The sequence below is a fragment of the Mycobacterium sp. 852002-51152_SCH6134967 genome, from assembly GCF_001667105.1.
Taxonomy (GTDB): Bacteria; Actinomycetota; Actinomycetes; order Mycobacteriales; family Mycobacteriaceae; genus Mycobacterium; species Mycobacterium neumannii_A.
This window is the reverse complement of sequence record NZ_LZIK01000063.1, coordinates 192,214-211,994: the sequence shown is the minus strand read 5'-3', so window position 1 is coordinate 211,994 and position 19,781 is coordinate 192,214. Positions and strand designations below refer to the sequence as shown.

Genomic DNA, 19,781 nt, shown 5'->3' with positions numbered 1-19,781 from the left:
ACTGATTTTGTGGCAGTTGCGGTGGCCGGCGAGACGCGCGAGGAGCAGGTGGGCGGAACCCGCGGGTTCCTGCCTGCGGTGGAGGGCATGCGCGCCTGCGCCGCCGTCGGCGTCGTCGTCACCCACGTGGCGTTCCAGACCGGGCACACCGGCGGGGTCAGCGGACGACTGTTCGGCCGGTTCGATCTCGCGGTGGCGCTCTTCTTCGCCCTCTCGGGTTTTCTGCTGTGGCGCGGGCACGCCTCGGCAGCGCGCGGGCTGCGGCCGACCCCGCCGACCGGCCACTACCTGCGCTCCCGGATCGTGCGCATCATGCCCGGATACCTCGTGGCGGTCGTGGTGATCCTGTCGCTGCTGCCGGAGGCCAAAGCGGACCTCACCGTGTGGTTGGCCAACCTCACCCTGACCCAGATCTATGTGCCGCTGACACTCACCGCGGGGCTGACGCAGATGTGGAGCCTGTCGGTCGAGGTCGCGTTCTACATGGCGTTGCCGCTTCTCGCGCTCCTGGTGCGACGCGTCCCGGTGCGGGCGCGCATTCCCGTCATCGCCGCCGCGGCGCTCGTCAGCCTCGGGTGGGCGGTGCTGCCGATCGCGACATCGGCCGGCGTCAACCACCTGAACTGGCCGCCGGCCTTCTTCTCCTGGTTTGCCGCGGGCATGCTGCTCGCCGAGTTGACCGTCACGCCGGTCGGATGGCCGCACCGACTGGCCCGGCGGCGCGTCCTGATGGCGGTCATCGCGGTCGCGGCGTTCCTGGTCGCCGCCTCGCCGATCGCCGGGCCCGAGGGCCTCACACCGGGCACCGTCAGCCAGTTCGTCGTCAAGATCGCGTTGGGCGCCGTGGTCGCCGGTGCGCTGCTCGCGCCGCTCGTGCTCGACCGCCCCGACACCTCCCACCGGGTGCTGGGCAGCACGACGATGGTGACGTTGGGGCGATGGTCCTACGGACTGTTCATCTGGCACCTCGCCGCGCTCGCGATGGTGTTCCCGGTTATCGGCGAGTTCGCGTTCAACGGCCACATGCCGGTGGTGCTGGTGCTGACGGTCGTGTTCGGGTTCGCGATCGCCGCGGTCAGCTACGCGCTGGTGGAGTCACCTTGCCGAACGGCGTTGCGGCGCTGGGAGTATCGATACGCCCGTCCGGTGCCGCCGTTGGACTCGTCGGTCAGCAGCGTGCCTGAGCCCGTCGCGAGATGACCTCGTCGCGGACCGCCGAACGCCTGGCCTTACCCGCGTCGTCGCGCAGCGGCTCATCGGTGAACTCGACCGTGCGGGGCACCTTGTAGCGCTCGAGTCGCTCGGACAGGAACGCGACGACGGCCGCCGCGTCGAGCCCACCTTCGGCATGCACCAGCGCATGCGGCACCTGACCGAGGTCGTCGTCGGGGATGCCGACCACCAGACACGACAGCACCGCGGGATGCTCGGACAGCGCCGACTCGATCTCGGCGGGATAGACGTTGCGGCCGCCGACGGTGAACATGTCCACCCGCCGGTCGCTGAGGTAGAGGAAGCCGTCGGCATCGAAGTACCCGAGATCGCCCAACGAATCCCAGCCGTCGCGTGATTTCGCCGTCGCGCCGACGTAGCGGTAGGTGGGTCTGCTGCCCGGCGACGGCCGCATGTAGACCTCGCCGACCACCCCGGGCGGGCACTCGTTGCCGTCATCGTCGAGCACCTTCATCTCGCCGGCGACGACGACACCGACCGACCCCGGGTGGGCCAACCATTGACTTCCCGAGATGAACGTCAACGCCTGTAATTCGGTGCCGCCGTACAGTTCCCACAGCACATCCGGTTCAAGAATCTCGATCCAGGCGCGCTTGACCGCGGGTGGACACGGCGCCCCGACATGCCAGAACCGCCGGATCGAGGACAGGTCGTAGGCATCGGGGTCGGCCCGGTAGACCGGAATCAGGCGCTGCATGATCGTCGGCACCGTCGTCAGGAACGTCACGTGGTGTTCGGTCACGAGCCGGAGGAACTCGTGCGGTTCGAACCGCGGCATGATCACCAGGTGATGGCCCTGCACAAGCCCGATCGCGAAGGTCGTGAAGCCGGTGTTGTGGCTCATCGGCACCGAGATCAGGTTGACGTCACCCTCTTGCGCCCCAAGGGGATAACCCACCATCGGCGGGTACCGGCTGTCGTTGCCCGCCTCGATCAGCTTGGGCCTGCCGGTGCTGCCGCCCGATGCCATCGCCTTGAACACCGGCGACACCTTCTCGGGTAATGCTGCATCCGAGAGGTTTTCATCGGGCACGTAACCCGCTGGCACGCTTGCTATTCGGCCGGTGGGGTCGGCGCGGCCGACGACCAGGGCGCGGGGCCGCAGTTTGAGCAGCCCGGTCAGTTCGGCATCAGGAAGCCTCGGAGAGAGTGGTTGGGGGATCGCACCCAGCTTCCACGTCGCGAGCACCGCCTGCACCCACTCGATGGAGTTCGGCAACACCACGGTGACGTAATCGCCTTCTCGCACACCGAGTTCAGCGTAGGCGCGGGCCAGCCGGTTGGTCGACGCGTCGAGCTCACCTCGGGTCAGGGTGACGCCTTCGCAGGTGATCGCGGGCGCGTTGGGTTCGGTCTCGGCCAGCCGTGAGACCTGCGCGCTGATCGGTGGAGTCTGTTCGGGCATGTCAGTAAGCGCCCCGGGTCTCGAAGATCCGGCGCGGGTTGTCGACGAGCATCGTCGTGAGCTGCTCGTCGGAGACGCCCCGCTTCTTGAGAGCCGGGATCACGTCGTTGTGGATATGCAGGTAGTGCCAGTTGGGCATGGTCTGCGGGACGAGTCCTTCCGGAAGCCAGTCAATGAAACAGGACGCGTCGTGCGACAGCACCATCTTGTCGGCGTGGCCGCGCTCGCACATCCGCGCGACGGTGTCCACCCGCTCCTTGAAACCGAGGAACACGTCGACCCCGAACCGGTCCATTCCGATGTAAGACCCGTTGTCGATCAACCGTTCCAGGTAGTCCAGATCGGTGCTGTCGCCGGAATGCCCGATGACGACGCGCGAGAGGTCCACGCCCTCCTCGCTGAACACGCGCTGCTGATCCAGGCCTCGCTTGGTCGCGGCGTGCGTGTGCGTCGAGATCGGGACGCCGGTTTCCCGGTGCGCCTGGGCCACCGCGCGCAGCACCCGCTCGACGCCGGGTGTCAGGCCGGGTTCGTCGGTCGCGCACTTGAGGACCGCCGCTCTGACCCCGGTGCCCGCGATTCCGGTGGTGATGTCGCGGACGAACATGTCGACCATCGGCTCGCCGAGCGGGGTCTCCGGCCCGCTGAAGTGGAAGAACATCGGGACGTCGTTGTAGGTGTAGACGCCGGTGGCGACGATGATGTTGATGTCGGATTGCGCGGCGATACGCTCGATGCGCGGAATGTAGCGCCCCATTCCGATCACCGTGAGATCGACGATGCTGTCGACCCCGCGCGATTTGAGCTCGTTGAGGCGGACGACGGCGTCGGCCTCCCGTTGGGCCTCGTCGCCCCAGACCTCCGGATAGTTGGTCGAGATGTCGAGGGACTGGATGAAGACGTGTTCGTGCATGAGCGTGACGCCCAGGTCGGTGGTGTCGATCGGTCCTCGGGCGGTGTTCAGTTCCGGCACGCGGCCGATGCTACGAGATAGCGGTCGACCAATCGGGTACTTGAAACTCGATTCATAGCGAAAGGCCAGAACCGAATGGCGACATCGTCGAGCGTCCGCACCGCGCCGTCGGCGTGGGCGCCGCTGCGGTCGCCGATGTACCGGGCGCTGTGGATCGCGCAGCTCGTGTCGAACCTCGGGACCTGGATGCAGACGGTCGGCGCCCAGTGGATGCTGGTGGCCGATCCCGACGCCGCCGTGCTGGTGCCTCTGGTACAGACCGCGACGACGCTGCCGGTGATGCTGCTGGCGCTGCCCTCCGGTGTGGTCGCCGATCTGGTCGACCGGCGACGCCTGCTGATCGCCACGCAGTCGGCGATGGCGGCCGGCGTCTCGATCCTGGCGATCTTGACCGGTGTCGGGTTGACGACGCCGGCGGTTCTGCTGATCCTGCTGTTCCTGATCGGATGCGGACAGGCGCTGACGGCTCCGGCGTGGCAGGCTATCCAGCCCGAACTCGTTCCGCGCGAAGAGATCCCCGCTGCGGCGGCGCTGACCAGCCTGGCCCTGAACAGCGCGAGGGCGATCGGGCCCGCGATCGCCGGCCTGCTCGTGGCCTTGTCCGGGCCGACGACGGTGTTCGCGCTGAACGCGGTGTCGTTCGTAGGCATCGTCGTGGTGCTGTTCACCTGGCGCCGGCCGGTTGAGGAACGGTTGCTGCCGACCGAGCGGCCGTTGTCGGCGCTGAGCGCGGGCGGACGGTACATCCGCAGCTCGCCGGTGGTGCGGCGCATCCTGCTTCGGGCGCTGCTGTTCATCGCTCCCGGCAGTGCGCTGTGGGGGCTGCTCGCGGTCATCGCCGATCGACAACTGCACCTGTCGTCGGCGGGCTACGGCGTGCTGCTGGGCGCGCTGGGTGTCGGCGCGGTGTGCGGGGCGATGGTGCTGTCCCGGCTGCAGGTCCGGTTCGGGCGCAACGCATTGTTGACGGTGGGCGCGGTCGGTTTCGCGCTCGCCACCGCGGTGCTGGCGCTGGTTCCGGTGCTCGCGGTGGTGATCGTCGCGATGATCGTCGGCGGACTGTCGTGGTTGCTGACCCTGTCGACCCTGAATGCGTCCATGCAGCTGAGCCTTCCGGCCTGGGTGCGGGCGCGCGGACTGTCGGTCTACCAGCTGGTGTTCATGGGTGGACAGGCGATCGGCTCGCTGGTCTGGGGGCTGGTGGCCGGCGCGACCAACAGCGTTACCGCGCTGCTGATCGCGGCCGGGTTGCTCGCCGCGTGCGCGGTATCGCTGCTGTGGTGGCCGCTGCATCCGGGCACCGGCAACCTCGACGTCGAACCGTCGGGGCACTGGCCTGAACCGGCGCTCGTGTTCGAACCCGCCCCGCCCGACGGCCCGGTCCTCGTGCTCAAGACCTACCGGGTCGCGTCGGAGAACGAGGCGGCGTTCGTCGCGGCGATGGACCGGGTGAAGCGTTCGCGGCAGCGTACCGGGGCCGTGCAATGGCGGTTGTTCCGCAGCGGCGAATTCCCCAACACATTCGTCGAGGCGTTCGTCGTGCGGTCGTGGTACGAGCACCTGCACCAGCACGTCATCCGGCAGACGGGCCAGGACCTGATCGCCGAGCAGGAGGTCGACAAGTACGTCGTCGGCGAACCCAAGCTCGAGCATCTGATCGCGGTCAGCTGAGCCGTTTCTCCGTCCGAATCGGCACGGTCGACGCCGCGACCGCGGCCACCGAGACCAACGCCAGTAGCTGCACGCCCCACGAATGCCCGATGTAGCCGTCGACCGAGCGCCACGGATACTGACTCAACACCGCACCGGCCAGGATCAACCCACCGGCCGCGGTGCCGACCGTGACTGGTTCGCAGAGCTTTTCGCGGTGGCGCAGCAGCCAACGGACGCCGACCGCCAGACCGACCACCGCCACGCCCGCCACCCCCGAGATCGCCGCACCGACGGCCAGCGCCGCGGCGCCGACGGCGACGGGGCGCGGTCGCCACACCGGCACCGGCTCAACCGGCGCGGGCCGCCTGCGCATCGGCAGGAAAGCGAGCAGTGCGAGCACCGGCAGCAGCGCGAGCCCGCCGATCAGGCCGGCGCGGTAGGGCGCGTTCGTCGGGAAGCTCAGCGTGACCGGGCCCGCCGTACCCGGCGGCAGCACCCAGCCCTGCTGCCAGCCGTTCACCGTGATCGGCGTCAGCTGTGACCCGGCGCTGTCGTGGGCGACCCAGCCGGGGTTGATGCTCTCGGGGACCACGAGGACCCGGGACGCCGACGACGGTGCGACGGTCACCACGCGGTGGTCTGCGCTCCATTGTCCGGTCTGCGCGGGAATGGTTGACGCCTCGCGTATTTCACCGGCGCGCGGCCCGGCGAGCTGAGCGCCGTCGACGATGAACGCCGCGCCGGGGCTGATGACCAGTTCCTGTTGGCCCTCGGGCAGCAGGATCGGCTCGGCCCGGCACGGGCGTGCCGTCACGGGCTCACCGTCGAGGAGCGCGCCGACGGTCGTACTGAGTGAGGTTTGCACGAACTCGCCGGCGACGCCGATGACCGGGCCCTTGCCGCACGGCATGTCGATGGTGCGGTTCCGGTTGGCCGCGGCGTCGGCCGCCGCGATCGGTTCGCCGCGGATGTCGAGCGCGGTCACCTCGGCCAGGCCGGGAGGTTTGAGTTGGTCGAAACCGAGCGCCGTGCGGTCGATGACATCGTCCCAGTCGAGAAGGGAGATCGTCACGGTGTCGGTGGCTCTCGGTTTGAGATCCAGGGTCTGGGCGCCGGCATCGCCGGCGACCGGACGGATTTGCGGACCGTCGCCGAGGTCGACGGCCAGCAGCGTCGGACGTGCGGGCAACTCCGACGAACTCGGCGTCACCCGCAGGCCGGCAACTTCAGTCCGCTTCGGCAGTTTCAGCGTCAGTGTCGGCGGCGTCCCCTGCTGCACGACCCGCTGCGGGGCGGTCCAGGCGGTGCCCGCATCACCGTCTGCCGCGGCGTATGCCGAGCCGAGCACGTCGATCGGATCGGCTTCGCCCACCGCGCGGGCGGTACCGGGTGCGCTGATGAGGTCGGCCAACTGGGGACCCTGTCGGGCGCGCACCCACACCGTCGGCGTCACCGCGATCGGCGTCGGAACCGTCAGTGTCCGGCTGAGGTTCACCGGCTCCTCGGCCGACAGCGCCATCAACGCGGCGCACCGGTAGCCGGTCGGACTCTGCGCGCAGCCCGCGCGTCCCAGCAACTCCGAACCCAGATCCCATTGCGCGACAGTCGAATCCGGGGGCGGACCCGGTACGACGACGGTGTGGCGCAGGCTCACGGGGTGGGCGAAGCCGTTCGCGTCGTACTGGGTGACCGCGAGGTCGGTGATTCCGAACTGCACGCCGGGCGAGCCGTCGTCGGTGGCTACCGCCGTGAGCCGCACCCACGGCGACTCGCCGTACGGCAGTGCCGCGGTGAGCGGCTTGCCTGCCTCATCGAACCGCAGGGTGCTGGTGCCGTTCACCGTCGAGATCTCGATGCGGCGGATCTGTGCGCCGACGGCGGTGGCGCTGGGTGTGACCGTGATGGTCGCGTTCGTGACGGGGTGGTCGAAGTCCACCTGCATCCACTGGCCGATCGCCGACTGCAGCGAGTTGGAGACCCAACTGGTCGACGGGTCGGCATCGACTGCGGCGGCCGGACCTGCCGCCGGCGCAACGTTGGGGAGCGCGGTGGAATCGGCCGCCGAGCTCGACACCGAGACGCGGCCACCGTTCCACTGCCCGTGGACGAGATCGGTTCCGGGAGAGGGGTAGTCGATGACCCGGTTGTGGGTGTGCCGCGGATCGTCGGGGGTGCGGATCGCCGACGAGTGGTCGTCGACGCGGCCGTAGTCGGTTTCCCGGGCAAGCGGGGTGTCAGTGACGGTGACCAGCGGGGTCGGCACGCCCGCGCGTTCGGCGTCGGCGGTCAAGAGCATCGGGCCCAGCGGCGGGCGGTCGAGCAGTCGGCGGCGCTCGTCGAGCCGTAGCAGCGCCTCGGGTGCGCCGTCGACGCGCGCCATGCGGTCGGTGTCGACGAGGTAAGGCGTCACCGGGGTTTCGGCATCGACCCGGTAGATCTCGACGGCGGGGTAGCGCGGGCGCAGACCGCTGTCGGAGACGAATCCGGCCAGGGTGCCCGCGCCGACCGGATCGCCGAACTCGGCGACCTTCTCCAGACCCGGTGAGCCGTCGATCGCGCGGTGCACAAGCAACGGCCGGGCCGACCGGGATGACTCCGGGTCCAGGTCGTTGCGCACCACGACGTACGAAATACCTTGGCGGGCAAGGGTGTCAGCGAGACCCGCGGATGGGCGGCCTGCGGCGAACAACCGCTGCACGGAGTCGAGCGCGCGGATGGTCTGCGGTGGGGTCAGCGGGATCGAATCGCGGACCCCCCAGGCGCTTTCGCCGAGCACCTGCAGCGGTTCGTCGTGGCTGTTGCCCCAGACCTGGGTGGCGAACGGAGCGCCGGGCGCCACCAGGACGCGGCCGCCGGTGTTGTTCTCATCAAGCCAGTCGGCAGTGTCGTGCCAGTACTGCGGGATGGCGTCGAATGCGCCTGGCGGAGTAAGCCGTCCGGTCCATGCCAGCGACGTGCCCGCCACCAGTGCGACCAGGACCACCATTCCCACGGCGACACGCTTGTCGCGTTCGGGATGCGCCAGCGCGGTCGTCCACTTCGCTCGCGGCGCGCTGCCCGGCAGCGGGATGCGGCCGAGCAGATGTGCCAACCCCAGCGCCAAGGGCAGTCGCAGCAGGGGTTCGAGCTTGTGCAGGTTGCGCAGCGGGGTGCCCGACGCGTCGAGGAACGCCTGAACCTGCAGTGCGACAGGCGAGCCCAACCCGCCGGAGTAGCCGACGGCGAGCAGCGTGACGCCGGTCAGCAGGATGGCGATCAGACGACCGCGGGCGGGCATCGTCTTCATCGCCAGCCCCGCCAGGCCCGCGGCGGCGACCAGCGTGGTGGCCAGCACGGCGACCGAACCGGTCACCAGGGACGCGCCTGCCGTCGCGTTGGGGGCGACGAACGGGGTCCAGGCGTCGGTGCCGCGCAGCATCTCGGTCAGCGACATCCACCGCGTGGTGACGCCTGAGGATTCGATGAAGTCGAGGAACGGTGGACTGACCCGGCCCAGCATCACCAGCGCGACCGCCCACCACAGCACCGCCAGCGTGATGCCGAGCGCCCACCAAGCCGTGAACCGCCACCACAGCTTGGTGGGCCGATGACACGCCAGCCAGATGGCCGCGCACAGGCAGCCGGTGAGCGTGGCCACCGCGTTGACCGCACCCATCAACGCGATCGCCACCGCCGAGCGCATCGCCAGTACCCGTACGCGCGGATCGGCCCCTGTTTCTCCCGCCCCTCCGGACCCGCCCTTCAATACCAAGATCACCGGCAACAGCACCCACGGCGCCAGCATCATCGGGAGCGTCTCCGACGAGATCGCGCCGAGTGTGGTCAGCGCCCGCGGCGACAGCGCGTAGGCGACCGCGGCGATCACCCGCGACGTCGGGCTGCCGATGCCGAGCGCCTCGGCCACCCGCAGCACACCCCAGAACCCGACGACCAGCAGCAACGCCCACCACAGCCGCTGGGTGACCCAGCCGGGCAGCCCGACGATGTCGCCGATCAAAAAGAAGGTGCCGTGCGGGAACAGATACCCGTAGGCCTGGTTCTGGGCCTGGCCGAAGGGCAGCTCGCTGTTCCACAGGTTGAACGCGCGCGCGAGGAACCGCAACGGGTTGGCGGTCAGGTCGAGCTTGGTGTCGGGTGAGATCTGTCCGGGTGACTGGGCGAACGTAAGGACCAACGCCGCCGCAGCGGCCACCCACAACCAGCGCCGGGAGAGCGGGGCCGTCTCAGTGGCGGCCCGGGATTCAGCTGCGGTCGCCGTACTCGACCCTGTTGAGCACCGAAGACGCCGGATCGCCCGCTTGCAGAGGAGGCTTGTTGTCCTGCTGCACCATCAGCGTCACACCGAAAACAGCCGCCGCACCCAACAGCAGACCGACCACGATGCTGGCGGCGGCGGGCACGAGGAACCGATCCATGCGGCAAAACTAGCATGCGGCCCATGTGCCCAGCTGAGCCCATGTTCTGGCCGCACACGCCGACCACGAGATAGAACTGAGCCACCACAGCCGTTAGTGTCGAGGCCCATGGCCTTGCCCCGCGCATTGTGTGCCCTTGTTGCCGCTCCCGTATTGCTGGTGGCGTGCTCGCCTGCCGCGCAGGAAGCCGCGCCGTCACCGACGTCAGCGCCCATCACCAAGGCGGCCACCGCCGTGCCCGCGGCCCCGGCCGCGCCGGCGGCCCCCGCGTGCGGAGCCGGTGAATCGCTGCTGTCGTCGATGTCGACGCGCGACAAGCTCGCCCAACTGCTGATGGTGGGCGTCTCCAATGCGGGCGACGCACGCGCGGTCGTCGACAACCACCACGTCGGCGGCATCTTCGTCGGCAGTTGGACCGACCTGTCGATGCTGTCCGACGGCTCGCTGGCAGCCATCGCTGGATCGGCGACCCCGCTGCCGCTCGCTGTGAGCGTCGACGAGGAGGGCGGCCAGGTGTCGCGGCTGGCCGGGCTGATCGGCAGCCAACCGTCGCCCGCCTCGCTGGCGGCCAGCAGCACGCCCGACGAGGTGTACAACATCGCTCTGAAGCGGGGCCAGGCCATGCGCGGGCTTGGTATCACCGTCGACTTCGCGCCGGTCGTCGACGTCGATGGGGGCGGTGCCATCGGCGACCGGTCGTTCGGCTCCGATCCGGCCGTCGTCACCGACTTCGCCGGCGCGTATGCCCGTGGTCTGCGCGACGGCGGCGTGATGCCGGTGCTCAAACACTTCCCCGGCCATGGGCGCGCCTCGGGCGACTCGCACACGGGCGGCGTCACGACGCCACCGATCAGCGACCTGCAGACAACCGATCTGGTGCCCTACCGGACGCTGACCAGCCAGGCGCCGGTCGGAGTGATGGTCGGTCACCTGCAGGTGCCCGGGCTGACCGGCAGCGATCCAGCCAGCCTGAGCCCGGCGGCCTACGCGCTGCTGCGGTCGGGCAACTACGGCGGCCAGCCGTTCAACGGCCCGGTGTTCACCGACGATCTGTCCGGTATGCGGGCCATCACCGACCGGTTCGGGGTCGCCGAGGCGGCGCTGCGGAGTCTGCAAGCGGGCGCCGACGTCGCGCTATGGCTGAGTACCGGTGAGGTGCCCGCCGTGCTCGACCGGCTGGAGAAGGCGTTGGATGCCGGGGAGCTGTCGATGTCCAGCGTCGACGCCTCCGTGCTGCGGCTGGCAGGAATGAAGGGGCCCAACCCGCGCTGCTGATTCCCGCCCACGCCCACTGCTAGTTTTCACCCGCCGCCCGCTGCTGACGCCCTGGTGCCGCGCATTGCTTACCCTGGTGGAATGGCCGGAGGTACCAAGCGGTTGCCGCGCGCGGTGCGCGAGCAGCAGATGCTGGACGCCGCCGTGCAGATCTTCTCGGTGAACGGCTACCACGAGACGTCGATGGACGCGATCGCCGCCGAGGCGCAAATCTCCAAACCGATGCTGTACCTGTACTACGGCTCCAAGGAAGAGTTGTTCGCGGCATGCCTGGACCGTGAGCTGGCGCGGTTCGTCGACGAGGTGCGCAGCCAGATCGATTTCAAGCAGAGCCCGAAAGACCTGTTGCGCAACGCGGTCCTGGCGTTCCTGAACTACATCGACGCGAACCGGGCCTCGTGGATGGTGCTCTACAGCCAGGCGACCAGTTCGCAGGCATTCGCCCACACCGTGCGCGAAGGCCGCGAGCGCATCATCGACCTGGTGGGCAGACTGCTGCGCTCGGGCACCCGAAATCCCGAGCCCGACACCGACTTCGACATGATGGCCGTCGCGCTCGTGGGTGCCGGTGAGGCAGTGGCGTCGCGGGTCAGCACCGGCGATGCCGGCGTGGACGAGGCCGCCGAGCTGATGATCAACCTGTTCTGGCGCGGCCTGAAGGGCACCCCGTCGGACCATTCGGACTCATCGGTTCACTCTGCGGCTGCGGCGCAATTGTCGGAGTAGGCGACGTCCTTGGCGCAGAGTCAGCCCGACTACAGCGAGCGCACCGTCCCGAACAGATGCGGCTCGCGCTTCTTCATGTCGCGCAACGTCAGATCCCAGCCGTCGGACACGCGGTCGACGTACAGGCCGGCGTTCGCTGGCAGCACGACCGGCTTGGCGAACTTCACCGAATACTTGACCGCATCCGGCAGCTGACCCTCGATGTTCGCCAGAACCGCTGCCGCGCTGAACATCCCGTGCGCGATGACCGTCGGGAAGCCGAACAGCTTGGCCGCGACCGAGTTCGTGTGGATCGGGTTGTGGTCACCGCCCACGGAGGCGTAGTGCCGGATCTGCCCGGGGGTGATGCGCAGCATCGCGTTCGGCGGGCCGAGTTTCGGCGGCTTCTGCGGCGGCGGCTTCGGCTCGTCGGACAAACTCGTCCGCTGCTGGTGCAGGAACGTCGTCACCTGGTGCCACGCCTGCTCGTTGCCGACGTTGACGTCGGTCACGATGTCGACCAGCAGACCACGCCGATGCTCACGCAGATTCTCCGCGTGCACCTTCACCGAGACGGAGTCGGTGACCGCGATCGGCCGGTACTGGGTGATGTGGTTCTCGATGTGCACCGAACCCATTGCCGCGAAAGGGAAGTCGAACCCGGTCACCAACGACATCAACGTCGGGAAGGTCAGCGCGAACGGATACGTCAGCGGGACCGTGTCTCCGAACTGCAATCCCGTCACCGACGCGTAGGCCGCCACGTTCTCGGGATCGATGCGCAAATCCTCGACGGTCAGCGTGCGATCGGGCAGTGTCTCGCCACGCGGCACGAACGGCAGGGCGCCCGCCGCCGCGCGCGCCAGGTTCATCAGGCCCGACGGTTGGCTCATGTCACGCCCCCAGCCACGCCTGGCCGCACACCCGCACCGTGTTACCGGTGACGGCGTTGGACGCGGGGCTGGCGAAGTAGGCGATGGTCTCGGCGACGTCGACCGGTTGACCGCCCTGGTACAGCGAGTTGAGCCGACGGCCCACCTCGCGGGTGGCCAGCGGAATCGCCTCGGTCATCTTGGTCTCGATGAAGCCCGGGGCCACCGCGTTGACCGTGACGCCCTTGTCGGCGTAGGCCTCCGACAGGCTGTCGGTCAGCCCGATCATGCCGGCTTTGGTCGCGGCGTAGTTGGTCTGCCCGCGGTTGCCCGCGATGCCGGCCATCGACGACAAGCCGACGATCCGGCCGCCCTCGCCCAGCACACCGTTGCTCACCAGCCCTTCGGCGAGGGCAAGCGGCGCAACGAGATTCACCGCGACGACGGAGTCCCAGCGACCCTCGTCCATGTTGGCCAGCAGCTTGTCGCGGGTGATGCCCGCGTTGTTGACCAGGATGTCGACGCGACCGTCGTAGTGGTCGCGCACGTGCTCGGTGATGCGGTCGACCGCGTCGTCGGCGGTCACGTCCAGGGCCAGCGCGGTCCCCCCGACCTTTGTGGCGGTCACGCCGAGCGCTTCCTGCGCACCGTCGACGTCGATGCAGATCACCTTCGCCCCGTCGCGGGAGAACACCTCGGCGATCGTCGCGCCGATGCCGCGCGCGGCACCGGTGACGATCGCGACCTTCCCGTCCAGCGGCCGGTCCCAGTCCGCGGGCGGAGAAGCGTCGTCCGCACCGATCCGGAACACCTGCCCGTCGACGTAGGCCGACTTGCCCGACAACAGGAACCGCATCGTCGACTCCAGGCCCGTCGCGGCGGGCTTGGAGTCGGGGGAGACGTAAACGAGGTTCACCGTCGCGCCGCGGCGCATCTCCTTGCCGAGCGAGCGGGTGAAGCCCTCGAGCGCGCGCTGCGCGATGCGCTCATGTTCACTGCCCGCCTCCTCGGGGGTGGTGCCGATGACGACGACGCGGCCGGACGGTCCGAGGTTGCGCAACAGTGGGGTGAAGAACTCGTAGAGCCCCTTGAGGCCGCTCGGTTCGGTGATGCCCGTTGCGTCGTACACCAGCGCGCCGAACGAGTCGGCCCAACGACCGCCCAGGTTGTCGGAGACGACGTCGTAGTCGTCGGCCAGCGCGGTGCGCAGCGGTTCGACGAGTCGGCCCTCGCCGCCGATAAGCAGCGTGCCGGCCAGAGGCGGATCACCCGGCTTGTAGCGGCGCAGCGTCTCGGGCTGGGGGATGCCCAGTTGCTTGGCGAGGAACGATCCGGGCGTCGAGTGGACGATTTGCGAGTACAGATCCGATGCCATGAGGACGAACTTACTCCAGAGTAAGAAGGGTGGGTACTATGGGTGCATGCCTAGTGATACCCGCCGACGCGTCGCCATCCTCGGTGGCAACAGAATTCCTTTCGCCCGCTCCGATGGCGCGTACGCCAATGCGTCGAACCAGGACATGTTCACCGCCGCCCTGGGCGGCCTGATCGAGCGCTTCAACCTCGACGGGGAGACGCTCGGCGCCGTGATCGGCGGTGCCGTGCTCAAGCACAGCCGCGACTTCAACCTGATCCGCGAATGCGTGCTCGGCAGCGCGCTCTCGTCCTACACGCCCGCTTTCGACATCCAGCAGGCCTGCGGGACGGGTCTGCAGGCGGCCATCTCCGCGGCCGACGGCATCGCCGCGGGTCGCTATGAGGTCGCGGCGGCCGGCGGCGTCGACACCGCTTCGGATGCGCCGATCGCGCTCGGCGACGACCTTCGCCGCACGCTACTCGGGCTGCGCCGTGCGAAGTCGAACGTCGACCGGCTCAAGCTGGTGGGCAAGCTACCCGCCTCGGTGGGCATCCAGATCCCGGTCAACAGCGAGCCCCGCACCGGCATGTCGATGGGCGAGCACGCCGCCGTCACCGCCAAGGAAATGGGCATCAAGCGCGTCGACCAGGACGAGTTGGCCGCCGCCAGTCACCGCAACATGACCGCCGCCTACGACCGCGGCTTCTTCGACGACCTGGTCACGCCGTTCCTCGGCGTGTACCGCGACAACAACCTGCGTCCCGACTCCTCGGCCGAGAAGCTGGCCAAGCTCAAGCCCGTCTTCGGTGTCCGCAACGGCGACGCGACGATGACGGCGGGCAACTCCACGCCGCTGACCGACGGCGCCTCGGTGTCCTTGCTGGCGACCGACGAGTGGGCCTCGGCGCATGGCATCGAACCGCTCGCCTACTTCGTGGACGCAGAGACCGCCGCAGTGGACTACGTCAACGGCAAGGACGGATTGCTGATGGCGCCGACCTATGCGGTGCCGCGGCTGCTGGCCCGCAACGGCCTGACCCTGCAGGACTTCGACTTCTACGAAATCCACGAGGCGTTCGCGTCGGTGGTGCTCGCGCACCTGCAGGCGTGGGAGTCCGAGGAGTACTGCAAGGAACGCCTCGGCTTGGATGCCGCGCTCGGGTCGATCGACCGGTCGAAGCTCAACGTCAACGGGTCGTCGTTGGCCGCGGGCCATCCGTTCGCCGCGACCGGCGGGCGGATCGTGTCGCAGTTGGCCAAGCAGCTGGCCCAGAAGAAGAAAGAGACCGGTCAATCGGTGCGCGGGCTGATTTCGATCTGCGCCGCCGGCGGGCAGGGCGTCGCGGCTGTTCTGGAGGCCTGACCAGCCCGGCAGGACCGCATCAAATATATTTACGGCAGCGTGTAACGCCCCCCGAAAGCGCGCCGATACACCGGATAGCTCCGTGCTGCCGTCTGACCCCCCGACCCGACGACAGCACGGGGCTCTTAACTTTTCGGGCCTCAGGCCCGGGCCGTGTTCCAGCAAGCGTGAAGGCTCGCCGCCGGTCGTGCTTCGATGGTGGGGTGCAGACCAGCGTCGCCCTCACCGGGCTCATCAGCGATGCCTACGGCCGCTCGCCGCTTGAAGGCGTGCTGGCGAAGCTGACGTCGTTACGCGACGAAGGGTTCCGCCGGGTGTGGATGGCACAGCTGCCTTACGACCCCGACCTGTTGACGATCCTGGCCGTCGCGTTCCGTGAGATCGACACCATCGAGGTGGCCTCGGGGGTGATCCCCATCCAGGTGCAGCACCCCACCCAACTGGCGCAGCGCGCGCTGACGCTGAACGCCATCGCCGGCGGCCGCTTCACCCTGGGCATCGGGTTGAGCCATCGCATGGTGACCGAAGGGGTGTGGGGCATCTCGTACGACAAACCGGTGCGGCAGATGCGCGAGTACCTCGACGCGCTGCTGCCCCTGCTGGCCGGCGAGCCCGCCGACGCCTCCGGAGATATCTGGACGACCCGGGGCTCGCTGAAGGTCCCCGGCGCTCCGCGGCCCGACGTCTACCTCGCAGCACTCGGCCCGCAGATGCTGCGCCTGGCCGGTCGTCGCAGTGCCGGGACGATGACGTGGATGACGGGTCCCAGGACGCTGGCCGACCACGTCGTCCCGACCCTGCGCACGGCCGCGGTGGAGGCGGGCCGCGACGAGACCTCGGTTCGGGTGGTGGCGTCGTTGCCTATCAGCGTCACCGACGACATCGACGCCGCCCGGGCCAACGCCGCGGAGGAGTTCGCCATCTACGGACAGTTGCCGTCGTACCGCGCCATGCTCGACCGCGAGGGCTACGCAGAACCCGCGGACGCGGCGATCATTGGCGACGAGGAAACGGTGTCACAGCGGCTCGACGAACTGGGCGCCGCCGGCGTCGACGAGTTCGTCGCCAGCGTCTTCGACTCAGACCCCGAGGCGCGTGCGCGCACCCGGGCGCTGTTGCGGTCCAGGGACGCCTGACCGAAGAAAATTCGCACTGGTGTGATCGAGATCACGGGCGTACGATCGGTCGCACGACGGGTTCGGGAGTGACTTTTCCGAAGAGTCGGCAAGGGTTGAAAGCCGACCGCGCGAGACTGATGTGACGCACCTGGTGTCCTCCCGAACCCGCCCTTATGTGAACTTGATTCCGATGCAAAACGCCCCCGGGAAGAGACCGGGGGCGTTTTGTTTCAGCGAAGCGACTGAAGGCTCTCTTAGAAGGCCGCCTCGTCGAGTTCCATCACCTCGTTGTCGAGGTTCTCGATGATCTGACGCGTGCTGGTGAGCATCGGCAGGAAGTTCTTCGCGAAGAACGACGCCACCGCGACCTTGCCCTCGTAGAAGGCGCGGTCGTCACCGGACACACCCGCGTCGAGCTTGTCGACAGCCACCGCGGCGTGCTGCTGCAGGAGCCAGCCGATGACCAGGTCGCCGACGCTCATCAGGAAGCGCACCGAACCCAGGCCGACCTTGTACAGCTCGGTCGAGTTCTCCTGCGCCGCCATCAGATAGCCGGTGAGCGAGGCCGCCATCGCCTGGACGTCCTCCAGCGCGGTCGCCAGCAGCGCACGCTCGGCCTTGAGCCGGCCGTTGCCCGACTCGTTTTGGACGAACTGCTCGATCTGGCCGGCCACGTGAGCCAGCGCCACACCCTTGTCGCGGACGATCTTGCGGAAGAAGAAGTCCTGCGCCTGGATGGCCGTGGTGCCCTCGTAGAGCGAGTCGATCTTGGCGTCACGGATGTACTGCTCGATCGGGTAGTCCTGCAGGAAGCCGGATCCGCCGAGCGTCTGCAGGCTCTCGGTCAGCTTGGCGTAGGCCTGCTCCGAGCCGACACCCTTCACGATCGGCAGCAGCAGGTCGTTGACCCGCGCCGCCAACTCGGCGTCCACCTCGTGCACGGCCTTGGCGACCGCGGCGTCCTGGTAGGTCGCCGTGTAGAGGTACAGCGCGCGCAGACCCTCGGCGTAGGCCTTCTGGGTCATCAGCGAACGACGCACGTCGGGGTGGTGCGTGATGGTCACGCGCGGAGCCGTCTTATCGGTCATCTGCGTCATGTCGGCACCCTGCACACGCTCCTTGGCGTACTCGAGCGCGTTGAGGTAGCCGGTCGACAGCGTGGCGATTGCCTTGGTGCCCACCATCATTCGAGCCTGCTCGATGACCTCGAACATTTGCGCGATGCCGTTGTGCACTTCGCCGACGAGCCAGCCCACAGCGGGAACCCCGTGCTGCCCGAACGAAAGCTCGCAAGTCGCGGAGACCTTGAGGCCCATCTTGTGCTCGACGTTGGTGACGAACACACCGTTGCGCTCGCCGGGTTCACCAGTCTCGGGGTCGAAGTGGAACTTCGGCACGAAGAACAATGACAAGCCCTTCGTGCCGGGTCCGGCGCCCTCGGGGCGAGCCAGCACCAGGTGCATGATGTTCTCGCCGAGATCGTCGGCGTCACCGGAGGTGATGAAGCGCTTCACCCCGTCGATGTGCCAGGTGCCGTCGGGTTGCTGCACGGCCTTGGTGCGGCCGGCGCCGACGTCCGAGCCGGCGTCGGGCTCGGTGAGGACCATCGTCGAGGTCCAGCCACGCTCCGCGGCCAGCACGGCCCACTTCTTCTGCTCGTCGGTGGCCTGGTTGTAGAAAATTTGCGCGAAGCCGGCGCCCATCGCATACATGTAGACCGCCGGGTTGGCGCCCAGCACGTGCTCGACCAAAGCCCACTGCAGGGCCCGAGGCATCGGCATACCGCCGAGTTCCTCCAGGACGCCGATCTTGTCCCAGCCGCCGTCGACCAGCGCCCGCACCGACTTCTTGAATGACTCCGGAAGGGTCACCGTGTGCGAGTTGGGGTCAAAGACCGGGGGATTGCGGTCGGCGTCGGCAAACGACTCGCCGATCGGGCCCTCAGCCAACCGGGCGATCTCGCCGAGCATCTCGCGGGCGGTGTCCACGTCCAGTTCGGCGTAGTCACCCTCGCCAAGCGCCTTGTCAACGCCGAAGACCTCGAAAAGGTTGAATACCTGGTCACGAACGTTGCTCTTATAGTGGCTCACGGTTCCTCCTCGGTGAGACGGCCACTGTTGGTTGGGTACTTCTTGCTTAAGTTACCCACCAGTAACTGCCCGAACTATACCCATCAGTAACTTCAACTCAAACCACCTCGAAACAATTTCCGGGACCTAACTAACCCCCCAGTTGGTCGGGGAACCAAATCCGCAGTTGACAGGTGTCTGGCCAGGCGTTGATGCCCATTGTGAGAATCGTCACGCGGGTCCGGATAGGGTGTTGCGATGCTTCGTATCGCGGTCTGGGGGACGGGCAACATGGGGGCGGCGGCCATCCGCTCAGCGGCGGCCTTTCCGGGCTTGACACTGGCCGGCGTCATCACGTCATCGCCGGACAAAGCGGGCAAGGACGGCGCCGCGTTCGCCGGACTCGACGGGTCGACCGGCGTCACCGCCACCACCGACGTCGACGCGGCGCTCGCCGACTGTGATGCCGTCGCCTACATGGCTTCCGGCGACATTCGACCGGACGACGCCGTCTCTGACATCGAACGCTGCCTGCGGACGGGCAGGCACGTGGTGACGCCGTCGCTGTACTCGCTCTACGACCCGCGTTCGGCGCCACCTGAATGGGTCGACCGGCTCACCCGCGCCGCCGAGGAGGGCAACTCCACGCTGCTCGTCAGCGGCGTCGACCCGGGCTGGGGCAACGACGCGCTCGCGGTGATTGCCGCCGGTCTGTGCACCAGGATCAACAGCATCCACTGCCAGGAGATCTTCGACTACTCCACCTACAACCAGCCGTTCGCGGTGAAGGTGTCGTGTGGTTTCGGGGGGTCCATGGACGAGACGCCGATGATGTTGCTTCCGTCGATCCCGACGATGGTGTGGGGCGGCAACATTCGGCTGGTGGGCCGCACCCTCGGAATGGAGATCGACGAGATCGCCGAGGAGGTCGAACGACGCCCGCTGGAGGAGCCCGTCGATACGGTGATGGGCCGGTTCGAGAAGGGCACCCAGGGCGCGTTCTGGTTGAAAGTGATCGGAAAGTCGGGCGGACGCGAACGAATCGTCATCGACCACATCACCCGCATCCACTCATCGTGTGCGCCGGATTGGCCGTATCCCGACGAGGGCGTCGGCGACCACCGTGTGATCATCGACGGCGATCCGCGATTGACCATTACGACGCGCGCCGACGTGCCCGGCGGGACCCGCGCCGACGGCGGCAACACCACCGCCGCCAATCGGCTGCTCGGCGCGCTTGCCTGGCTCGTCGAGCAGAAGCCGGGCATCTACGACGGGCTCGACGCGCCGCTGCAGACGACGCTGCCTCCCGAGGTGCAGGCGCAGCGCTGGGCATAGCACTC

14 protein-coding genes are annotated in these 19,781 nt (G+C 68.3%); 7 read left to right on the top strand and 7 right to left on the bottom strand.

All coding sequences use genetic code 11. The features are described 5' to 3' along the window. The first annotated feature begins 87 nt into the window (after positions 1-87). Positions 88-1,200 carry an acyltransferase gene (locus tag A5790_RS19885; RefSeq protein WP_066848362.1) on the top strand — a complete coding sequence of 371 codons (1,113 nt, stop codon included), beginning with the start codon at positions 88-90 and terminating at the stop codon, positions 1,198-1,200. Here A5790_RS19885 and A5790_RS19880 read toward each other — a convergent pair. After that, a complete protein-coding gene (locus A5790_RS19880; RefSeq protein ID WP_066848063.1) occupies positions 1,169-2,638 on the bottom strand; it encodes an AMP-binding protein in 1,470 nt (489 codons plus the stop codon). The genes A5790_RS19885 and A5790_RS19880 overlap by 32 nt on opposite strands. 1 nt (position 2,639) lies before the next feature. Then, the gene (locus A5790_RS19875) at positions 2,640-3,611 is read right to left on the bottom strand and encodes a phosphotriesterase (protein WP_066848060.1); all 972 of its coding nucleotides are present in this window, start codon (positions 3,609-3,611) and stop codon (positions 2,640-2,642) included. A gap of 75 nt (positions 3,612-3,686) precedes the next feature. Here A5790_RS19875 and A5790_RS19870 point away from each other — a divergent pair, with 75 nt between their 5' ends. Beyond that, complete coding sequence (locus A5790_RS19870; protein ID WP_066848058.1) at positions 3,687-5,282, top strand: MFS transporter; 1,596 nt, start codon at positions 3,687-3,689, stop codon at positions 5,280-5,282. Here A5790_RS19870 and A5790_RS19865 read toward each other — a convergent pair. Further along, positions 5,275-9,462 carry a DUF3367 domain-containing protein gene (locus A5790_RS19865; RefSeq protein WP_369829803.1) on the bottom strand — a complete coding sequence of 1,396 codons (4,188 nt, stop codon included), beginning with the start codon at positions 9,460-9,462 and terminating at the stop codon, positions 5,275-5,277. The genes A5790_RS19870 and A5790_RS19865 overlap by 8 nt on opposite strands. A 43-nt stretch (positions 9,463-9,505) precedes the next feature. Then, positions 9,506-9,679, bottom strand: a complete 174-nt coding sequence (locus A5790_RS19860) for a DUF2613 domain-containing protein (RefSeq protein WP_066810839.1) — start codon at positions 9,677-9,679, stop codon at positions 9,506-9,508. A 108-nt stretch (positions 9,680-9,787) separates the two neighbouring features. Between A5790_RS19860 and A5790_RS19855 the strand changes: the two genes are divergently transcribed. Beyond that, positions 9,788-10,954, top strand: a complete 1,167-nt coding sequence (locus A5790_RS19855; protein ID WP_197696840.1) for a glycoside hydrolase family 3 N-terminal domain-containing protein — start codon at positions 9,788-9,790, stop codon at positions 10,952-10,954. Between the two features lie 81 nt (positions 10,955-11,035). Beyond that, entirely contained in the window at positions 11,036-11,680 is a 645-nt protein-coding gene (locus tag A5790_RS19850) for a TetR/AcrR family transcriptional regulator (RefSeq protein WP_066848052.1), read from the top strand. A gap of 29 nt (positions 11,681-11,709) precedes the next feature. Here the strand turns inward: A5790_RS19850 and A5790_RS19845 are convergent, their stop codons facing one another. Then, positions 11,710-12,552: a MaoC/PaaZ C-terminal domain-containing protein gene (locus A5790_RS19845; RefSeq protein ID WP_066848050.1), complete on the bottom strand. Its 843-nt coding sequence runs from the start codon at positions 12,550-12,552 to the stop codon at positions 11,710-11,712. Position 12,553: 1 nt separating this feature from the next. Next, a complete protein-coding gene (locus A5790_RS19840) occupies positions 12,554-13,906 on the bottom strand; it encodes a 3-oxoacyl-ACP reductase (RefSeq protein WP_066848048.1) in 1,353 nt (450 codons plus the stop codon). A gap of 46 nt (positions 13,907-13,952) precedes the next feature. Here A5790_RS19840 and A5790_RS19835 point away from each other — a divergent pair, with 46 nt between their 5' ends. Both A5790_RS19835 and A5790_RS19830 read left to right on the top strand, forming a co-directional pair. After that, complete coding sequence (locus tag A5790_RS19835; RefSeq protein WP_066848046.1) at positions 13,953-15,251, top strand: acetyl-CoA C-acetyltransferase; 1,299 nt, start codon at positions 13,953-13,955, stop codon at positions 15,249-15,251. Between the two features lie 233 nt (positions 15,252-15,484). Next, on the top strand, positions 15,485-16,387 hold the full coding sequence (locus tag A5790_RS19830; protein WP_369829805.1) for a TIGR03564 family F420-dependent LLM class oxidoreductase: 903 nt from the start codon (positions 15,485-15,487) through the stop codon (positions 16,385-16,387). Positions 16,388-16,623: 236 nt separating this feature from the next. Here A5790_RS19830 and A5790_RS19825 read toward each other — a convergent pair whose 3' ends face one another. Then, positions 16,624-18,459 carry an acyl-CoA dehydrogenase gene (locus tag A5790_RS19825; RefSeq protein WP_066848041.1) on the bottom strand — a complete coding sequence of 612 codons (1,836 nt, stop codon included), beginning with the start codon at positions 18,457-18,459 and terminating at the stop codon, positions 16,624-16,626. 237 nt (positions 18,460-18,696) lie between these two features. Between A5790_RS19825 and A5790_RS19820 the strand changes: the two genes are divergently transcribed. Then, complete coding sequence (locus A5790_RS19820) at positions 18,697-19,776, top strand: dihydrodipicolinate reductase (protein ID WP_066848039.1); 1,080 nt, start codon at positions 18,697-18,699, stop codon at positions 19,774-19,776. Positions 19,777-19,781: the final 5 nt, after the last annotated feature.